14 protein-coding genes are annotated in these 15,793 nt (G+C 40.2%); all 14 read right to left on the bottom strand.

Going from position 1 to position 15,793, the window contains the following annotated elements; all coding sequences use genetic code 11:
* Positions 1–107: 107 nt before the first annotated feature.
* Positions 108–2,540, bottom strand: coding sequence for an ATP-dependent Clp protease ATP-binding subunit (locus AB2B50_RS08875; RefSeq protein WP_320693082.1), 2,433 nt, complete (start codon positions 2,538–2,540; stop codon positions 108–110).
* A 6-nt stretch (positions 2,541–2,546) separates the two neighbouring features.
* Positions 2,547–3,005: a CtsR family transcriptional regulator gene (locus AB2B50_RS08870; RefSeq protein ID WP_001211286.1), complete on the bottom strand. Its 459-nt coding sequence runs from the start codon at positions 3,003–3,005 to the stop codon at positions 2,547–2,549.
* 116 nt (positions 3,006–3,121) lie between these two features.
* Positions 3,122–3,850 carry an ABC transporter ATP-binding protein gene (locus AB2B50_RS08865; protein WP_320693083.1) on the bottom strand — a complete coding sequence of 243 codons (729 nt, stop codon included), beginning with the start codon at positions 3,848–3,850 and terminating at the stop codon, positions 3,122–3,124.
* On the bottom strand, positions 3,850–4,857 hold the full coding sequence (locus AB2B50_RS08860) for an ABC transporter substrate-binding protein (RefSeq protein ID WP_320693084.1): 1,008 nt from the start codon (positions 4,855–4,857) through the stop codon (positions 3,850–3,852). Before AB2B50_RS08860 ends, AB2B50_RS08865 begins: the two co-directional genes overlap by 1 nt.
* Positions 4,858–4,894: 37 nt before the next feature.
* Positions 4,895–5,653 carry an ABC transporter permease gene (locus tag AB2B50_RS08855; protein ID WP_320693085.1) on the bottom strand — a complete coding sequence of 253 codons (759 nt, stop codon included), beginning with the start codon at positions 5,651–5,653 and terminating at the stop codon, positions 4,895–4,897.
* Complete coding sequence (locus AB2B50_RS08850; protein ID WP_320693086.1) at positions 5,616–5,906, bottom strand: thiamine-binding protein; 291 nt, start codon at positions 5,904–5,906, stop codon at positions 5,616–5,618. The genes AB2B50_RS08855 and AB2B50_RS08850 overlap by 38 nt, the downstream gene beginning before the upstream one ends.
* Before the next feature lie 441 nt (positions 5,907–6,347).
* Positions 6,348–7,880, bottom strand: a complete 1,533-nt coding sequence (gene cls / locus AB2B50_RS08845; RefSeq protein WP_320693087.1) for a cardiolipin synthase — start codon at positions 7,878–7,880, stop codon at positions 6,348–6,350.
* 170 nt (positions 7,881–8,050) lie between these two features.
* Complete coding sequence (locus tag AB2B50_RS08840) at positions 8,051–8,995, bottom strand: 3-oxoacyl-[acyl-carrier-protein] synthase III C-terminal domain-containing protein (RefSeq protein ID WP_320693088.1); 945 nt, start codon at positions 8,993–8,995, stop codon at positions 8,051–8,053.
* Between the two features lie 14 nt (positions 8,996–9,009).
* Entirely contained in the window at positions 9,010–10,272 is a 1,263-nt protein-coding gene (locus AB2B50_RS08835) for a F390 synthetase-related protein (protein ID WP_320693089.1), read from the bottom strand.
* The gene (locus AB2B50_RS08830; protein ID WP_320693090.1) at positions 10,250–11,065 is read right to left on the bottom strand and encodes an MBL fold metallo-hydrolase; all 816 of its coding nucleotides are present in this window, start codon (positions 11,063–11,065) and stop codon (positions 10,250–10,252) included. The genes AB2B50_RS08835 and AB2B50_RS08830 overlap by 23 nt, the downstream gene beginning before the upstream one ends.
* On the bottom strand, positions 11,040–12,020 hold the full coding sequence (locus AB2B50_RS08825; RefSeq protein WP_320693091.1) for an NAD-dependent epimerase/dehydratase family protein: 981 nt from the start codon (positions 12,018–12,020) through the stop codon (positions 11,040–11,042). Before AB2B50_RS08825 ends, AB2B50_RS08830 begins: the two co-directional genes overlap by 26 nt.
* Positions 12,020–13,291 carry a glycosyltransferase gene (locus AB2B50_RS08820; protein WP_320693092.1) on the bottom strand — a complete coding sequence of 424 codons (1,272 nt, stop codon included), beginning with the start codon at positions 13,289–13,291 and terminating at the stop codon, positions 12,020–12,022. The genes AB2B50_RS08825 and AB2B50_RS08820 overlap by 1 nt, the downstream gene beginning before the upstream one ends.
* A gap of 185 nt (positions 13,292–13,476) precedes the next feature.
* Complete coding sequence (locus tag AB2B50_RS08815; protein WP_045762786.1) at positions 13,477–14,628, bottom strand: iron-containing alcohol dehydrogenase; 1,152 nt, start codon at positions 14,626–14,628, stop codon at positions 13,477–13,479.
* Between the two features lie 142 nt (positions 14,629–14,770).
* Positions 14,771–15,193, bottom strand: coding sequence for an RbsD/FucU family protein (locus tag AB2B50_RS08810; protein WP_320693093.1), 423 nt, complete (start codon positions 15,191–15,193; stop codon positions 14,771–14,773).
* Positions 15,194–15,793 lie beyond the last annotated feature (600 nt).

Below are 15,793 nucleotides of genomic sequence, written 5' to 3'. Positions count from 1 at the left end.
GAAATTCGTTTTTGAACTCCTTAAACTAAATGCACAATTCAAATACTTATTTGAGTAACAACTTTCCAAAAAAAGAGGCTGAAACAATCTGTTCCAACCTCACAATTTTAAACAATCTCAAATTTTAATTGACCAGCTTTGACACCAATCTTCAGAGTCTTACCAGCTTCCAATTCACCTTTAAGGAGAAGTTCTGCTAGTTTGTCTTCTACTTCCGTTTGCAAAGTTCTGCGTAGTGGACGAGCCCCCATCTCTGGATCATAGCCTTGCTGAGCTAGGAGTTTAAGGGCTGATGCTTGAAGTTTCAAGTCAATTCCTTTTTCTGTTAGGCTTGCAATCAATGGTTTGACCATAATCTTAACTACTTCTTGCATATCTTGACTTGACAAGCTATGGAAGACTACCTTCTCATCAATACGGTTGATAAACTCTGGACGATAAGCCTTTTTCAGCTCCTCAAACATCCGTTTTTCCATATTTTCTTGGTCAAAACGAATGTCCTTAGCTCCAAAGCCGACTGTCTTGTCGTCACGAAGAGCTGTCGCACCAAGGTTTGATGTCATGATGATGATGGTATTGGAGAAGTCAACCTTGCGACCCTTACTGTCTGTCAAGACACCATCATCCAAGACCTGCAAGAGAACATTAAAGATGTCTGGATGAGCCTTTTCTACCTCGTCAAAGAGAAGTACTGAGTACGGTTTGTTACGAACCTTCTCGGTCAACTCTCCACCTTCTTCGTAGCCTACATAACCTGGAGGAGCTCCATTGAGACGACTGGCTGCAAATTTCTCCATGTATTCACTCATATCAAAGCGGATAAGAGCAGACTCATCATCAAAGAGAACTTCCGCCAAGGCCTTGGCCAACTCGGTCTTACCAACACCTGTAGGTCCAAGGAACATAAAGGATCCAATTGGACGTTTGTTATTGCGAATACCCGATTGATTACGGCGAATGGCACGACTGATACTAGATACAGCTTGTTCCTGTCCGATAACACGTTTATGCAGTTCAGCTTCAAGATTGAGATACTTCTTGGCATCTGTTTGAGTCAATTTTTGAACTGGAATACCTGACAAGCGACTCAAGGTGGTCAAAATGTCTGATTCTGTCACCAAATCTTTATAGACTGGAACTTCCTGCTCTTTTGCAATGAGTTGAGCAGCTTGCTTCCATTTACCATCCATCAAGGCCTTGTCAGCTGGAGATAAACCTGACTCATCTTGTTTAGCGTGTTTCGATTTATTTTGCACTGTTGCAGCTGCTTCGTCCAGTAGATCAATGGCTGAGTCTGGCAAGTGACGGCTAGTTAAATAACGATGAGCCATTTTGACAGCTGTTTCTACTGCATCATCTGTAATTTGAACATGGTGATGTTTCTCATAAGTTGCCTTCAAACCCTGCAAAATAGCCATACTATCTGCTAAACTTGGCTCCTCAATCATCACTTTTGCAAAGCGACGAGAAAGGGCTGCGTCTTTTTCGATGTGCTTTTGATACTCTTCCTGAGTGGTCGCACCGACAGTTCTCAGAGTTCCACGTGCCAAGGCAGGTTTCAAGATATTGGCTGCATCCAAGGTCGAATCAATCCCACTTCCTGACCCCATAATAGTATGAAGCTCATCGATAAATAGGATGACCTTTCCATCTTCCTCAATATCTTTGATGATATTGTTCATACGTTCTTCAAAGTCACCACGGAAACGAGTTCCCGCAACCACATTCATCAAATCAAGTTCTAAAACTCGCATCTTAGCCATTTCATCAGGTACATCCCCGTTGGCAATACGTTGCGCAAGACCAAGTGCTAGAGCTGTTTTACCGACACCTGCATCTCCAACTAGGACTGGATTATTTTTTGTCTTACGGCTCAAGATTTGAATCATACGAGAGATTTCTTGGTCGCGCCCGATGACTGGTTCCAATTTACCCGAACGAGCTTGCTCCGTAAGGTCATGCGTATAATCTTCCAAACCTCCACTTGGTGTCTGAGGCATACCCATCATATTAGCCATGGAATTTTGCTTATCCGCTACCGTACGATGACGCTGGCGAAGGGCCTTCAAATCTTCTCTAGTCCAACCAGCACGCGCTTCAAGACTTCGACGAAGTCCAGCAATCTTGACCTGATCCTTCTGATCTTCGTAAGAAAATCCCGCTTTTTCTAAAATGCGAGTAGCTAAGGCATTACCATCATGTAAGATAGCATAAAGAACATGCTCTGTTCCCAATACCTTGGCATGTACGACAGAAGCAACGTGCTCTGCTTCCAAGAACAATACCTTCAACCGGTGTGAAAAAGGCAGCTCCTGATAATGTTCCTTATCGCTATACTTTGTTTCAGTCAGCTCTACAGCAACTTCCTCCAGACGATCAATCTCATATGGAAATTCGTTTAAAGTCGCCCCAGCCACACTGTAACCATGATTGGCCATAGCAATCAATAGGTGCCATGACTCTAGGTATTCTGCCCCAAAATGACTGGCGACCAGAAAGGCACTTTCTATACATTCTCTCAATGCTTTTGAATATTTCATTTAGTTCTATTTTCCTTTTCTATCTACCTCTTGTAATAACTGACGGAGCATATTGGCACGGATAAGATTGGCATCATCGCCTAAAACTCGGTCTGTCGCCATTGCTAATAATAGATTCATCTCCTGACGAGTCACCAAATCCTGCTCAAACAAGAGTCTTAAAACATCTTCAAAGATAGCTAGGCTAACTTCTTCACCTACCGAATACAGTAAATCGCGGAGCATTTCATGGTGGTTTGAGAATTCAATCCGACCAATGCGAATATAACCGCCACCTCCCCGCTTACTTTCAACTAAATAACCTCTGCTTTCAGTAAATCGAGTCTTAATCACATAATTAATCTGGCTAGGCACGACTTGAAAGGTATCCGCTAATTGGCTTCGTTGCAATTCAACCATACCCGACTGCTCCAAAATCGCCTTGATATAGGCCTCTATATGGTCTGATGTATTTTTAAATCTCATAGAACGTCACCTCTTTCTTTGAACCTTGACCATCTTTGACTATTATACCGAATTTTTCGATTTTTTTAAAGAAAAAGGGGCTGGTAATGAACAATCCTCACCAACTCCCTGTCTTTCTAATTATTTAATCCCAATTTCGCTAAAATTTGGCGTTTATAAGCAATTTTTTGAACTTCCTTGTCTTCGGTTTCAGACCAGTCGAGTTTGACTTCAGAAACAATCTGCCCAGGCCTATTTTTCAAGATATAGATACGGTCACTAAGATTAAGGGCCTCCTCGATACTATGCGTAATGATGAGTGTCGTCAGGCCTAGCTGTTTATGAATCTCCAAATACCAGGCGTGGAGCTCCATCTTAGTCATCTCATCCAAGGCACTAAAGGCCTCATCTAGAAGAAAGAGCTTATGTCCAAAAAGATAGGTACGAAGTAAAGCAACACGCTGACGCATCCCACCACTAAGCTCATGAGGATACTTGTCCCGTATCGCCGTCAACTGAAAGGTAGCAAGGATTTCATCTGCTTTCGCAACAGCTTCTGCCTTATCCACTTTTTGAATCAAAAGGGGCAAAATGATATTGCCAAGTACCGTCTTGTGTTCCAAGAGCAGATCCTTTTGTAGCATATAGCTCACGCGCCCCTTGGGATTTTCCTCCCCATCAAGCACAATTCTACCTGACTGGACTTCCAAAATCCCTGCAATCAGGTTAAAGAGTGTGGTCTTTCCTACACCACTAGGGCCTAGGATAGAAACCACTTCACCTGAAGTCACTTGTAGATTAATATCCTCTAAAATCTTTTCATTATCGTAGGCATAGCTTACATGTTCTAGTCTAATTTCTGTCATTATTTTACAAATTCGTTAGTGAAACCTTTATCAGTCAAGTCTTCCTTGAGGATTCCATTTTCCTTATCCCATTTGTAGAAGGCATTCCAGCGGTCCGCATCAAATTGTCCCCATTTTTCCTTGTCGCTTGCATATTCTTTTGACAAGTATTTTTGAGATTCGATGACAAAATCACGCTTATCTTTGAGTTCTGGGGCATTCTTGATGAGGATATCTGCAGCTTCTTCTGGGTGCTCCATAGCGTATTGGTAACCTTTTTTAATAGCTTGAATGACTTTACGAGCTTCTTCCTTATTATCTTTCAAATAATCATTGTTTGCGATGATAACTGGTGAATAGTAGTCAAACTCTTTGACGTAGTCTTTCAAATACATAAAGTTGGCATCCACACCTTGAGATTTGGCAAGGAGTCCATCCCAACCGTAGTAAATCCAGGCAGCATCAAAAACGCCATTGGCAATCGGAGTGATCGAGTTTGAATCGTTGTTTGGTACTTTTTCAACCTTGTCAAAGTCTCCACCTTGAGATTCTACCAAGGTTTTCAACATAGCAAGTTCTGTTGGGTCATTCCAGGTTCCATATTTCTTCCCAACCAAGTCTTTAGGACTAGTTACATTATCGGATTTACGAGAGATGATCCCTGATGTATTATGCTCAACGATTGCTGCAACGGCAGTAATTCCTGCCCCTTTTTCCAATTTCTTAGCCATGTAGTCTTGGAAATAGATAGCAAATGGCGCCTTGCCATTGATAACCAAGTCTGACGAACTTTCTTCTGGTGGCAATTTCAAATCAACATCCACTCCAGCTTCTTTGAAATAACCTTTTTCCTTGGCAACATAAAGCCCTGTGTGGTTGGTATTGGGTGTCCAATCCAGGATAAAGTCAATTTTTTTGAGTTCTGCTTCTTTATTGTCCTTAGAAGCAGTTCCTTGGCCGCAAGCCACTAGCACGACAGCTAGAAGAGCTGTTACAATCGTTAAAAACACTTTCCATGTTTTCTTCATTTTTATTTCCTCTTTTCTTTTTCCAAAACACTCTATTTTAAGTACGTTTCCATTTAATCACATATTTTTCACTGATATCGACTAGTTTCATACCCAGAAGACTGATCAGTGATACCAGAATAATAATCGCGAACATGGTATCATACTGAAACAGTTTCTTGGACTGAATCATGTAGACACCTAGTCCTTCAAAGCCTCCCAACCACTCAGATACCACTGTTGTGATAAAGGCGTAGGAGACGCTAACCCTTAGTCCTGCATAAAAGTAAGGCAGGCTGACCGGGATTTTAAAATGCCACAGGATTTGCCAAGGATTGGCTCGCATCAGACTAAACAAGGTCAGCATATCCTTGTCACAATGCCTAAAACCATCTAAAATACTGACGATGATAGGGAAGGTTGTCGTCAAGATAATCAAGACAATCTTGGGCAAAATCCCATAACCCAACCATAAAACTAGGATAGGGGCTATGGCAATGGTCGGGATGGTCTGGACAACCACCATCATGGGGTAAATCAAGTCATTGAGCCAACTCAGACTATCCATAAGGACAGCCATGATACAGGCTATCAAGACACCCAGTACCAAACCTAGTAAGGCTACTCTCAAGGTTGCCCAGCTATGGTACCAAAGAAATTCTCTGTCACGAACAAAAGACTGGAGGATTTCAAGAGGTGTCGGCAGGATAAACTTTGGTAGGAGTTTTAAGAATCCCGCCACCTGCCAGAAGGATAAGACTCCTAAAAAGCCTAATAAGCTAATATGACGTCTCATCATACTTTTCAAGTTTCTCATCAATACTTAAAATCTCTCCTACATTTATTTTCACATTGGCAAAAACATTGTCTGCCTTTTGTCCTGCCACTTCAAGCGCTTCTTTGAGAATGCGCATAAGTTCATCAAATTCTCCCTCTAAAACTGTTTCAAATGGTGTCACCACCATGGTCACTCCTTGAGCTTGCAGATAAGCAATGACCTTATCAATTACAGCTATGCGGTCAATCCCCTGTGACAGGGGCAGGACTTGTAAAGCAATGCTTGCTTTCATTCAAACCTCCTTTTAATGTACAGTTTTTCTTTATGACAAAAGAAAAACCTCTTTCATATATGAAAAAGGTGCAAAATTAGGCTAAGTATCGTTCCCTACGCTGGCATTACCCAGATCAGGTGCGGTCGAAGTTTAACACTTCCTCTCAGACTGTACACAGACTCCCATATATTATATGGACATATGATAACGCAAAACAAACAAGATGTCAAGGAAACTGCTTACAGAAAAGAGAGTGGGACAGAAATCGGTAATTCGTTAGAATTCGATTTCGTCGTCCCACCTCCGCACAGTTGAGTAGGGCTGTAAAAGCTGATGAAATCAGCGTAGGAGAGCCCACTCAACCACTGCGTCTTGCTCGACAATCCAAAGAAAATTGAGAGGCTAGGATTTTTGTCCCAACCTCTCCTCTAATCATCTATTCTCAATTAATTCTTCCACTTAAAGCATTGGCGCAAACAACTGGGTCACTTCCTTGATTAATGTTTGATACCAAGTAGGCTTGATTGTTCCAGTAAAAATTTCTTGCGACTCTTCAAAAATTTCTTCAAAATCATTGCGAATAGTTGCAATGGACGGTGTTTCATACAATAAAACTGCATTTTCATAGTGGTGAACCAAGCTGCGATAATCAAGGTTTATGGTTCCAACAACCGCAAATCGATCATCAACAATCATTTGCTTACTATGGATAAAACCAGGAGTATACTCATAGATACGTACACCAGCAGATAAAAGATCAGGATAAGACCCTCTAGTTACTAACTGGATGAGCTTTTTATCTGGGATAAATGGAGTTATAATTCTCACATCTACGCCTCGCATGGCCGCATTTTTTATATCCTCTGTCAAATCATAATCGATAATGAGATAAGGCGTGGTGATATAGACAAAATCTTCCGCTTGATTAATCAGATTTTGATAGACGATTTTACCCACCTTCATTTTATAGATAGGCTTAGGGCCACTTCCATACGGGATACAAAGACCACCACCTGGTCGTGTCTGATTTTCCAAATGATATTGATCAAAGTCACTAATTTCTCCACGGTTGATGTACCAGTTCATGAGAAATAGTCTGGTAAAGGCTTGAGTCGCCGGACCATCTATCCGAATCCCACTATCTTTCCAGTGTCCAAAACGTTCAATCTGATTGATATATTCGTCTGCAAGATTAATCCCGCCAGTATAGGCAATCTGCCCATCAATGACCAAAATCTTACGGTGGTCACGGTTATTGTAGGCCACTGTCATACGAGGAATCACCTTATTAAACTTATGAGCATCAATCCCTTTAGAACGCAAATGAACGGTATAATCCCCAGGTAAGGTCACCATACAACCAATATCATCGTAGAGCATCTTGACCTCAACTCCCTGAGCAGCTTTTTCTTCAAGAATTTCAAGCATACTATCCCACATCAAACCTTCGTCGACAATGTAGTATTCTAGAAAAATAAATTTTTCAGCCCTCTTCAAATCCTCGAGCATCTGTTGCCACATTTCTTCTCCATTAGCAAAGAATTGTGAGTCTGTATAGTCATAAACCTCTGCATTACTATCCATATGTAGCAAGGCATTGATAATACCGTAGGCAGATTTATCAGTTTCTTGTAAGATCTGATGAAGACTATGCTCTCGCTTTTCATGAGATGCAATAGAGCGAAGTTCCTGCAGTTGTTTGAATTCCTTTTTTGATAACCGACGCTCACCAAACATGATATAAAGTAAGGGACCAAACACTGGTACAAAGGTCACAATCAACCAAGTCACTTTGCTTTCAGGCGACATCGAACGATTGACAATCGCTATAACGGTTGCTACGCTAATCAAAAATACAAGAGTCACCCAAATAATCGGAGCAATCTGGCTCATGTAAAGAATAATTCCGAAAACAAGAACTAATTCTATAAGGATAATCGCAATGCTAAAACCATACTTGGACATCAATAGTCGCAATTTTCTAGTTCCCATAACTCCCCCTCAATTTCTAAGTCTACTCCCTAATTTAACATCTGAAAACGCTTGTTACCTTCTAGTATACTTAGTTTAGAAGAACTTAGCAAGTCTTTTCTGTTTAGGCCGATAGTTCTCCAACTGAGGTGAACAATAAAAAGCAGGCCACATACATGCCTGCTCTTATATTACAATTTTAATGCCAACATATTAACCGTCATACCAGCTGCAGTTCCCATCAAGAAGATAGTATCTCCTTCCTTCACATAGCCATGATCGAGTGCATAGGCCAAGCCAAAAGGTACCGCAACGGAAACCATATTCCCATACTCACTGACAATATTGAGATACTTGTCTTTGCTAACTCCTAATTTATCCATGACAAGTGGTAATGCCCGACTAGCTTGGTGTGGAATAATATAGTCTACAGCATCTTTAGAAATACCAGATTTCTCTTGGAATTCTTGGAACATTTTTGGAATGACACGAGCAGAAAGCAAGAGGATTTTCTTCCCTTTCATATCAAACATGAAATTGGTCTTCGTTTCTTCAGAGTACTCTTTTGGTTGATAAGAAGTCAGACCTCCACGGATTTCAGTATCGTGGGCTCCCTCCGACCAAGTGCGTTGAAGGCTTGCTATCACTCCCTTATCCTTGTCACTTGCTTGGAAAATAAAGGCTGCGGCCCCATCACCAAAGAGTTCATAACTTTCTTTTTGCTTTGGATTGAGCCCCAAGCTACCGACTTCACTGGAAACAATTAAGACACGACGATATTCTCCTGCTTCAATCAAATGTGACATCGTTGATAGAGCTGAAATAAAACTTGTACAAGTCGTATTGATATCCATGGCTGGAATAGAGAGTCCTTTTGCCACGCGCTCATGGATCAAAGCTGCCGTACATGGAATAGGTTGAACACCAACCGCACTAGCTGATACAAGGCAATCAATATCTTTAATATTTAAATTTGCATTTTCAAGTGCAGCTTGGATAGCCGCTTCTGCCAAATCTAGCTGTGTTTCTTCATTTTCTACGACACGGTAACGCGTTTGGTCTTTAAATTGCACTGTATTTTTTGGAAGGTAAACTCCATAGCCTGCAATTTCTACATGTCTTTTTACTTCTGTCATAATCTTTTGTCCTTTCATAAACGTTGGATACGTTTGAGTTTACGACTTGTATCCCAGTGATAATCTGAAAATCGAATTTCAGGTTCTTTAAACTCTTTTTGTTTAGCCAGGAGTTGGAACTGCTCTGTAATTGCTGTTTCCAATTGCTCGTCCCTTCGACTCAGACAAACCTCCACTAACTCCTCAGAATGTTGTTTGACTTGGTAATCTCCGACATTCTCCACAAAAAGAATGCAACGTCTGATAAAGTCAGGATAAATCGTTACCTGACCTCCATCTTGCCCATCAAAATAGAAGATATCATCAGAACGCCCTTCAACCTTGTCAATCCTTGTATAATGAGACCCACATAAACAAGGTTCAGGATTTTCAACCAAGATATCGTTGAGCTGATAGCGATAAACAGGCTGACTGCTCCGCTTAAAATCAGTAATGACTGGATAAAAACGTCGGTCATCCAAATAGTGTTTTTCCACAAAGATGATGTCTTCGTTAAGATGCAGATTCCCAGCCGAACAAGTACAAGCTAGAAAACCTTCCGTTGCCTGGTAGACTTGGTCAATAATCGGCAACTCAAAAGCGCTCGAAATTCGTTCTTTATCACTATCTTCCAAGATTTCAGCCACCGAAACGATTTTTTGTGGGTGAATGACTAACTCCCTAGCTTTTAGACGCTTGCTCAATTCAATCAACATAGAAGCAGGCGCCACCACGATGGTCGGTTGATAATTGTTGAGACGCTCGATATGCTCATCTGTATTCTTGAAAATATCAAAGTACTCTAAACGAATGAGCGCCGTATTGATAGTCTGATACAATTCATTATCCGCTCTGAGGAAAAAGGTTATGCGGTGCCCAAAAAGGTGACCTTTAGGCAACATCTTTGCCAAGATAGCTGCTGCCCACATACTTCTCTCTTTTTCAGTTGTGATAAAGAGTCCCCGGTGTCCAGATGTCCCAGAAGACAACCCAACAGCTATTTCTCCCTTGAGCTCTGTAAAATTCCTGGTCTTTTCACTTTCGATAGCCAAAGCCAAGGCCTCATCTCGATCCACTCCTTGAGTATTGAGCTCATTGAAATGTGTCATCATAAAAACTTTATCCATATGGTCAAAGTCGTGAGGCACACCATTTTTAAAATAAGGTGATTCACGTTTTAGAAAGTCCATATAGGCATCTAGTTGCTTTTTCTGATAGCTTTCTAAGGCTTCTCGAGACTTAAAATTATGAAGCCAACGAGTCTGGATAAAAGTTTTAAGAAAGGTTATTTTTTTCATACAAAATCCGCTCAATCCTTTCTACAGGGTCATGGCTGACAAGCGCTTCTATACCATCATTTAACACCTCTTCCAGCAACTCTGTTCCTTTGATATAGTCAGCCTTACTATCTTGAACCAAGGAAGGAATCAGATGCATCTGTTTCGTATAAGGTAAGAGGTCAATTCCCCAACAAAGGTCTGCTGCAATAAAGAGACGATAATCTGGCATAAAGAGACAGGCTTGGCCCTTAGCATGCCCATCAATAGAAGCTACCAGGATACTTCCGTCTCCAAAAAGATCCTTGGTGGAACGATAATTGAAGTTGGAATTTTGCTGATCTGCCTTGATGACTGTCAATCTTTCCTCGAAGTCACTCGGCAAAAATTCTTTAAAAATTAAATCTTTTAGTTTTGGTTTCTTGTAAACATCATACACTTCCTGGGTTAGGATAAAGTTTGCATTCGGAAAGAAGCTAGCCCCTCCCAAATGATCAGGATGTAGATGAGACAGCAGGACATAATTAATTTCTTCTGGTTTAATTCCATTAGCCTTCAGCAAATGCGAAATCTGATCCTGCTCTGTCATTTGAACGGGCGTCCCCAAGCGATATAAAGCATATCTTAGTTTTGTCTTAATATCGTAGTGATAGCCAGTATCATAAAGTACATAGCCCTTATCCCTATGTTTGATCAAAAAGACACCTGCCGGGAAAGTCATCTTTCTATTCTTGACACCCTTAAAAAGCAAACCGGCATAACTCGTACAATATCCCGCTGGGAAATACTCAATGCTTTCGATAATCTTGGACATATTGTTCAATTCCTTCTGAAATACTAATTTTCGGACGATACCCCAATTCCCTCTTAGCCTTGCTAATATCCAGTGTTTGACTATAGCGAAGCAAGTAATAGGTATATCGTGTTAGAGGCGGCTCCCCTTTAAGGTTCAAGGTCTTGTATAGAAATTCTAAACTACTTGCAATTCCTGATAAGAGAGCTGCTGGAATTTTTCTATATTTGATTGGGTAACCCAAACCTTTCAAACTTTCCTCTAGCAAATCCCTAAAAGCCCTCGGTTCACCATTAGTAATGTTATAAACCTCCCCTTTAGCTTCTGGAGCTTCTAAGGCTAAACGAATTGCGAGAACAACATTTTCTACGCAAGTCATGTCCATGAGCTGACGCCCATCTCCAATTAAAGGAATACCAATTTTTTGACTAAGATTGATCACGCGTGGCAAGATGCTGGTATCTCCAATCCCAAACAGTCCCCGAGGCCTCAAGATAATACTAGGAACATCTGGATAATCCTTAAAGAGTCTCTCCGAAGCCAATTTACTACGTATATAGTTATTGAGATTATTTTCCTCTGGAGCATCACTTTCTTTGATAGCTAGCTGATCCTTAGGGGCAGCATATATACTTGGTGAGGATACATAGACTAAACGCTGAATCCCAGCTTGACGACAAGCTTCGAGAACATATTTAGTTCCTAAAACATTGGCCTGATAAAAATCTTCCCAGGGGCCCCAAACTGTTGAAAGGGCACCCGCATGTACGACCAGATCCATCCCCTTGCAAGCCTCTAGCACATCCTCAGCTTTGGTCAGATCTCCCTGAAAAAAACTAACCGAAGAATTCTCTAAAGAGCGACCAACCTTACTGTTTCTACCAAAAGCTCGAACCAGATAGCCATGCTCGACTAATTCTTCTACTACATATTTACCCAAGAAACCAGTGGCTCCCGTAACTAATACTTTTTTCATCATTCTTTCTCCTTATCTGCTAACAGACGGTGGATTTCGCTTTCCAAAATTTCTGTTGGATGATAGGATTGTGCAGCCTGGCGTAAAATTTCTAATTCTGACCAATCTTCTTTAGCAATTAATTTCTCAAAGGCTAAGCCAATAGCTCTCGTATCCTCTTTATTAGCAGTCAGTGCAACACCCGCTTCCACACCACGAACGGCATAATCAAATTGGTCGTAGTCATGAGGCAAAATCAAAGCCGGTTTACCATAAATGATACACTGATAAAAAATTCCAGCTCCACCATGATGAATCACATAATCCATCTGAGGGATGTATTCTTTGTAAGGAAGATAAGAAACAACGGACAGATTCTCCATCAGATTCTCACACTGAAAAGGTTCTCCACCAACTCCACGTGTCACAAAAAAGTGAAAATCAGGATGTGCTTTAGCTAGTTGCTTTGTTTGATAGATTAGATTATCTTTAGCCCAAGCTAGTTGCGTCCCACAAGTTACCAAAACCTTCTTTCGATTAGGGAAAGCCGACAAATCTAATGGATAATCCTCTCCAGCCTCTACTGAAGCACCTGAAGGTCCCACCCATTTATAGTGTTTTGGGAATCCTTTTTTTAACTCTACTTCTTTCATCCCTATACCAAGGATTGAATATGGAGAATAAATAGTCTCTTGGTCCAGCTGATTATAGAGTCTAAAATTATATCTCTTTAAACGATCACGAAACGAAAAAGACACAATCCGTTTCACTAACCGAGTTCCCTTTCTACCTAAAAATTGTACCGCAGCCTGCCAGGCATTCTTGGGACTCCCCATCCCACCAATTAAACAGGGCGGGCCGTCAGTAGTCTCTAAAACAAATTGTGTAGCCATGGTAGTGATCCAAGGAATACCAAGCTGATCAGCTACAAGGCCACCAGACAAAGTTATAAAATCAGCGATAACAATATCAGGTCGATTTTTCTGCCACTCTACCAATAATTGATCTGAAACAAGATTAATTAAATCAATACTTGCAGAAAGTTGATGATAAGCCGATAAAATTCCTAATTGCTCATCATTATTTGCTGCCTTTTCAAATTCCTCAATATGATCTTCTAGTATGGTAACTACATTAAAACCAGCAGACTCAGCAACAGCTTTTTTCTGTGGACCTGTAAATAAACGTATCTCATACTGAGGATTGTCTAATAGAGGTAGTAATAAATTCATAGTTGGATACAAATGACCACTTAAAGGGACAACTACAACATCAATTTTGATTTTCTTCATAGTTCTAGCATATCAAATTTTCAAAAAAAGAACTATCACGAGGATAGTTCTTCTTAAATATTATTGGCTTTAAATCATAGGAATAGTATTTGATTTCCTCATACATTATTTGAATAATCGGGAGGAATTCAGTAATGTAAGAATCTTAAATTTACTATCCCACAAAAGCTCTAAAATAGGTTTGCTTAGAACAATTCCTTATAGAAAGCAATGGTTTCTTCCAAAGTTGGCATGAATGGATTACCTGGAGCACAAGCATCAATCAAGGCATTCTTAGAAAGATATTCAAAGTCAAAGTCTTTTTCTTCGATACCAAGTTCTGTCAACTTCTTAGGAATACCGACAGTTTCAGAAAGTTTTTCAATTTCAGAAATAGCATAAGCAGCACATTCTTCATCTGATTTTCCTTCAATTTGCATTCCCAAGGCCTTAGCAACATTACGGAAGGCTACAGGTACACGTTTGGCATTTTCACGCTCAACGACTGGCAAAAGCATAGCACAGCACACGCCATGAGGTAAGTTATAGACAGCACCCAATTGGTGAGCCATTGAGTGAACATAGCCGAGTCCAGCATTGTTAAAGCTCATTCCGCCAAGGAAGATAGCATTAACCATACCTTCACGAGCTTCGATGTCGTGTCCATTTTCTACCGCACGTGGAAGATATTCTTTGATTAGCTCGATAGCTCCGATAGAAAGTTTCTTAGTCACATCATAAGCACCTGGTGTTACCAAAGCTTCAACGGCGTGAGTAAGAGCATCCATACCAGTAGCCGCAGTCAAAGCTTGAGGTTTTGAAACCATCAATTCAGGGTCATTAACAGAGATAAGGGCAAGACTGTTTTTATCCACCATTACCATTTTAACCTTACGTTCTTCATCAGTGATCACGTAGTTAATGGTAATTTCTGCTGATGTACCTGCAGTAGTATTAATAGCGACAACAGGAAGGCCTTTTTGAGCAGATTTATGCAAACCTTCATAATCCTGCGGTTTACCGCCATTAGTCGCGATTACAGAAATACAGCTAGCCGCATCCTGTGGAGAGCCACCACCGACAGAGATGATAAAGTCACAGTTGTGCTCTTTCAATGCAGCAACCCCATCCATAACATTTTTACAAGTAGGGTTAGGTTCAACATCACTAAAGATAACGTAAGCAATTCCTTCATCATCTAAAGGTTTTAAAATTTTTGGCAAGATATCACTTGATTCAATAAATTTATCTGTCACCAAAAGAGCCTTACTATAACCCAACTCCTTAACATAAGGCCCAACTTCATTTACCACACCTTTACCAATAAGGTTAACTGCTGGAACGTAAAATGTTGCCATATTTTATCCTCCTTGCGCTTTTCACGCTATATATTTAGGTTAATTATATAATATATTTTCTGTATTTTCAAATATTTGTGATTTTTTTAACAAACAAATCGCAAAGGAAGGGAGTGGGAAGCCCCACATCCCCCTTATTTTTTTACAAAACGCCTTTTTTCAGGATAATATTTCCATAAAGAGCACTTTCTCCAGTTTGAATCACTAAATAAGCTTTCTCTGCCTGATCGTAAAATTCAAAACGTTCAAACTCTTTGATAGATGCACCTGTATGATACTTGCCTAGTAAGGTTTTATATTCATCCCAAATAACTGGAATCGTTGGATCTCCTGGTACAACCTGCATAAGGCCTGCTTGATAGTCACTGTATGTATCGAGAGGTAGTAGTTGCAAAATAGCATCCAAGATCACAGGAACTCCATGACCATCACAACGAACAATGCGTTGTCCGATCCTGTGAGCTGGGAAATTAGCATCAGCTATGACTAGCTCATCTCCATGTCCCATCTCCATTAGATACTTAACTAGCTCTGGGCTAATAATTTTAGGAATATTCTTTAACATTTACTCCCCCTTCTCTACTAATGACTTGAAAAACTGTATACTAGTTTCGACATTATCCAAATCTTCTACTGCATAACTTTTCAGTAATTCTGATTGTCGAATGAGGTTTTGTGCTTCCTCTCTTGATTGAACAATTCCCAAAGTCAACAATTGAGACAAAACATTTATGCGAGATTCTTTGGTAAGACTATAATTAAAACTAAAGTATATAATTCCTTTCATACTAAAACGAGTATTTAACAAGATACATATTTTTTCCTTATATAAAAATCACCGATTCAACCCATTATGATTGAATCGGTGATATATTTTATTTCTTACTAAAACTTTGTGTTCCTAATACAGTTAATGACTATTCAAGAGTTAATAATAATACGACAAAAATAGAGTCCATAATTCAAAAAGTTGTTTTATCCACTGCTAAAATATCAAAAAGGAGAGGACCCGATTAAACTCTTTCAAATTGAAATTTTTTCACCATTCTACAGCAGTTGACACAGTGAAAAAGATTTATAATAAATAAAAAAAGAACAACTAGTGTTCTTACTCTTGTAACATCAATCGGGAAGACAGGATTCGAACCTGCGACACCTTGGTCCC

The sequence above is a fragment of the Streptococcus fermentans genome, assembly GCF_040888305.1.
Classification (GTDB): domain Bacteria; phylum Bacillota; class Bacilli; order Lactobacillales; family Streptococcaceae; genus Streptococcus; species Streptococcus fermentans.
Note: the sequence above shows the minus strand (reverse complement) of the source record. Positions and strands in the feature narration are given on the sequence as shown.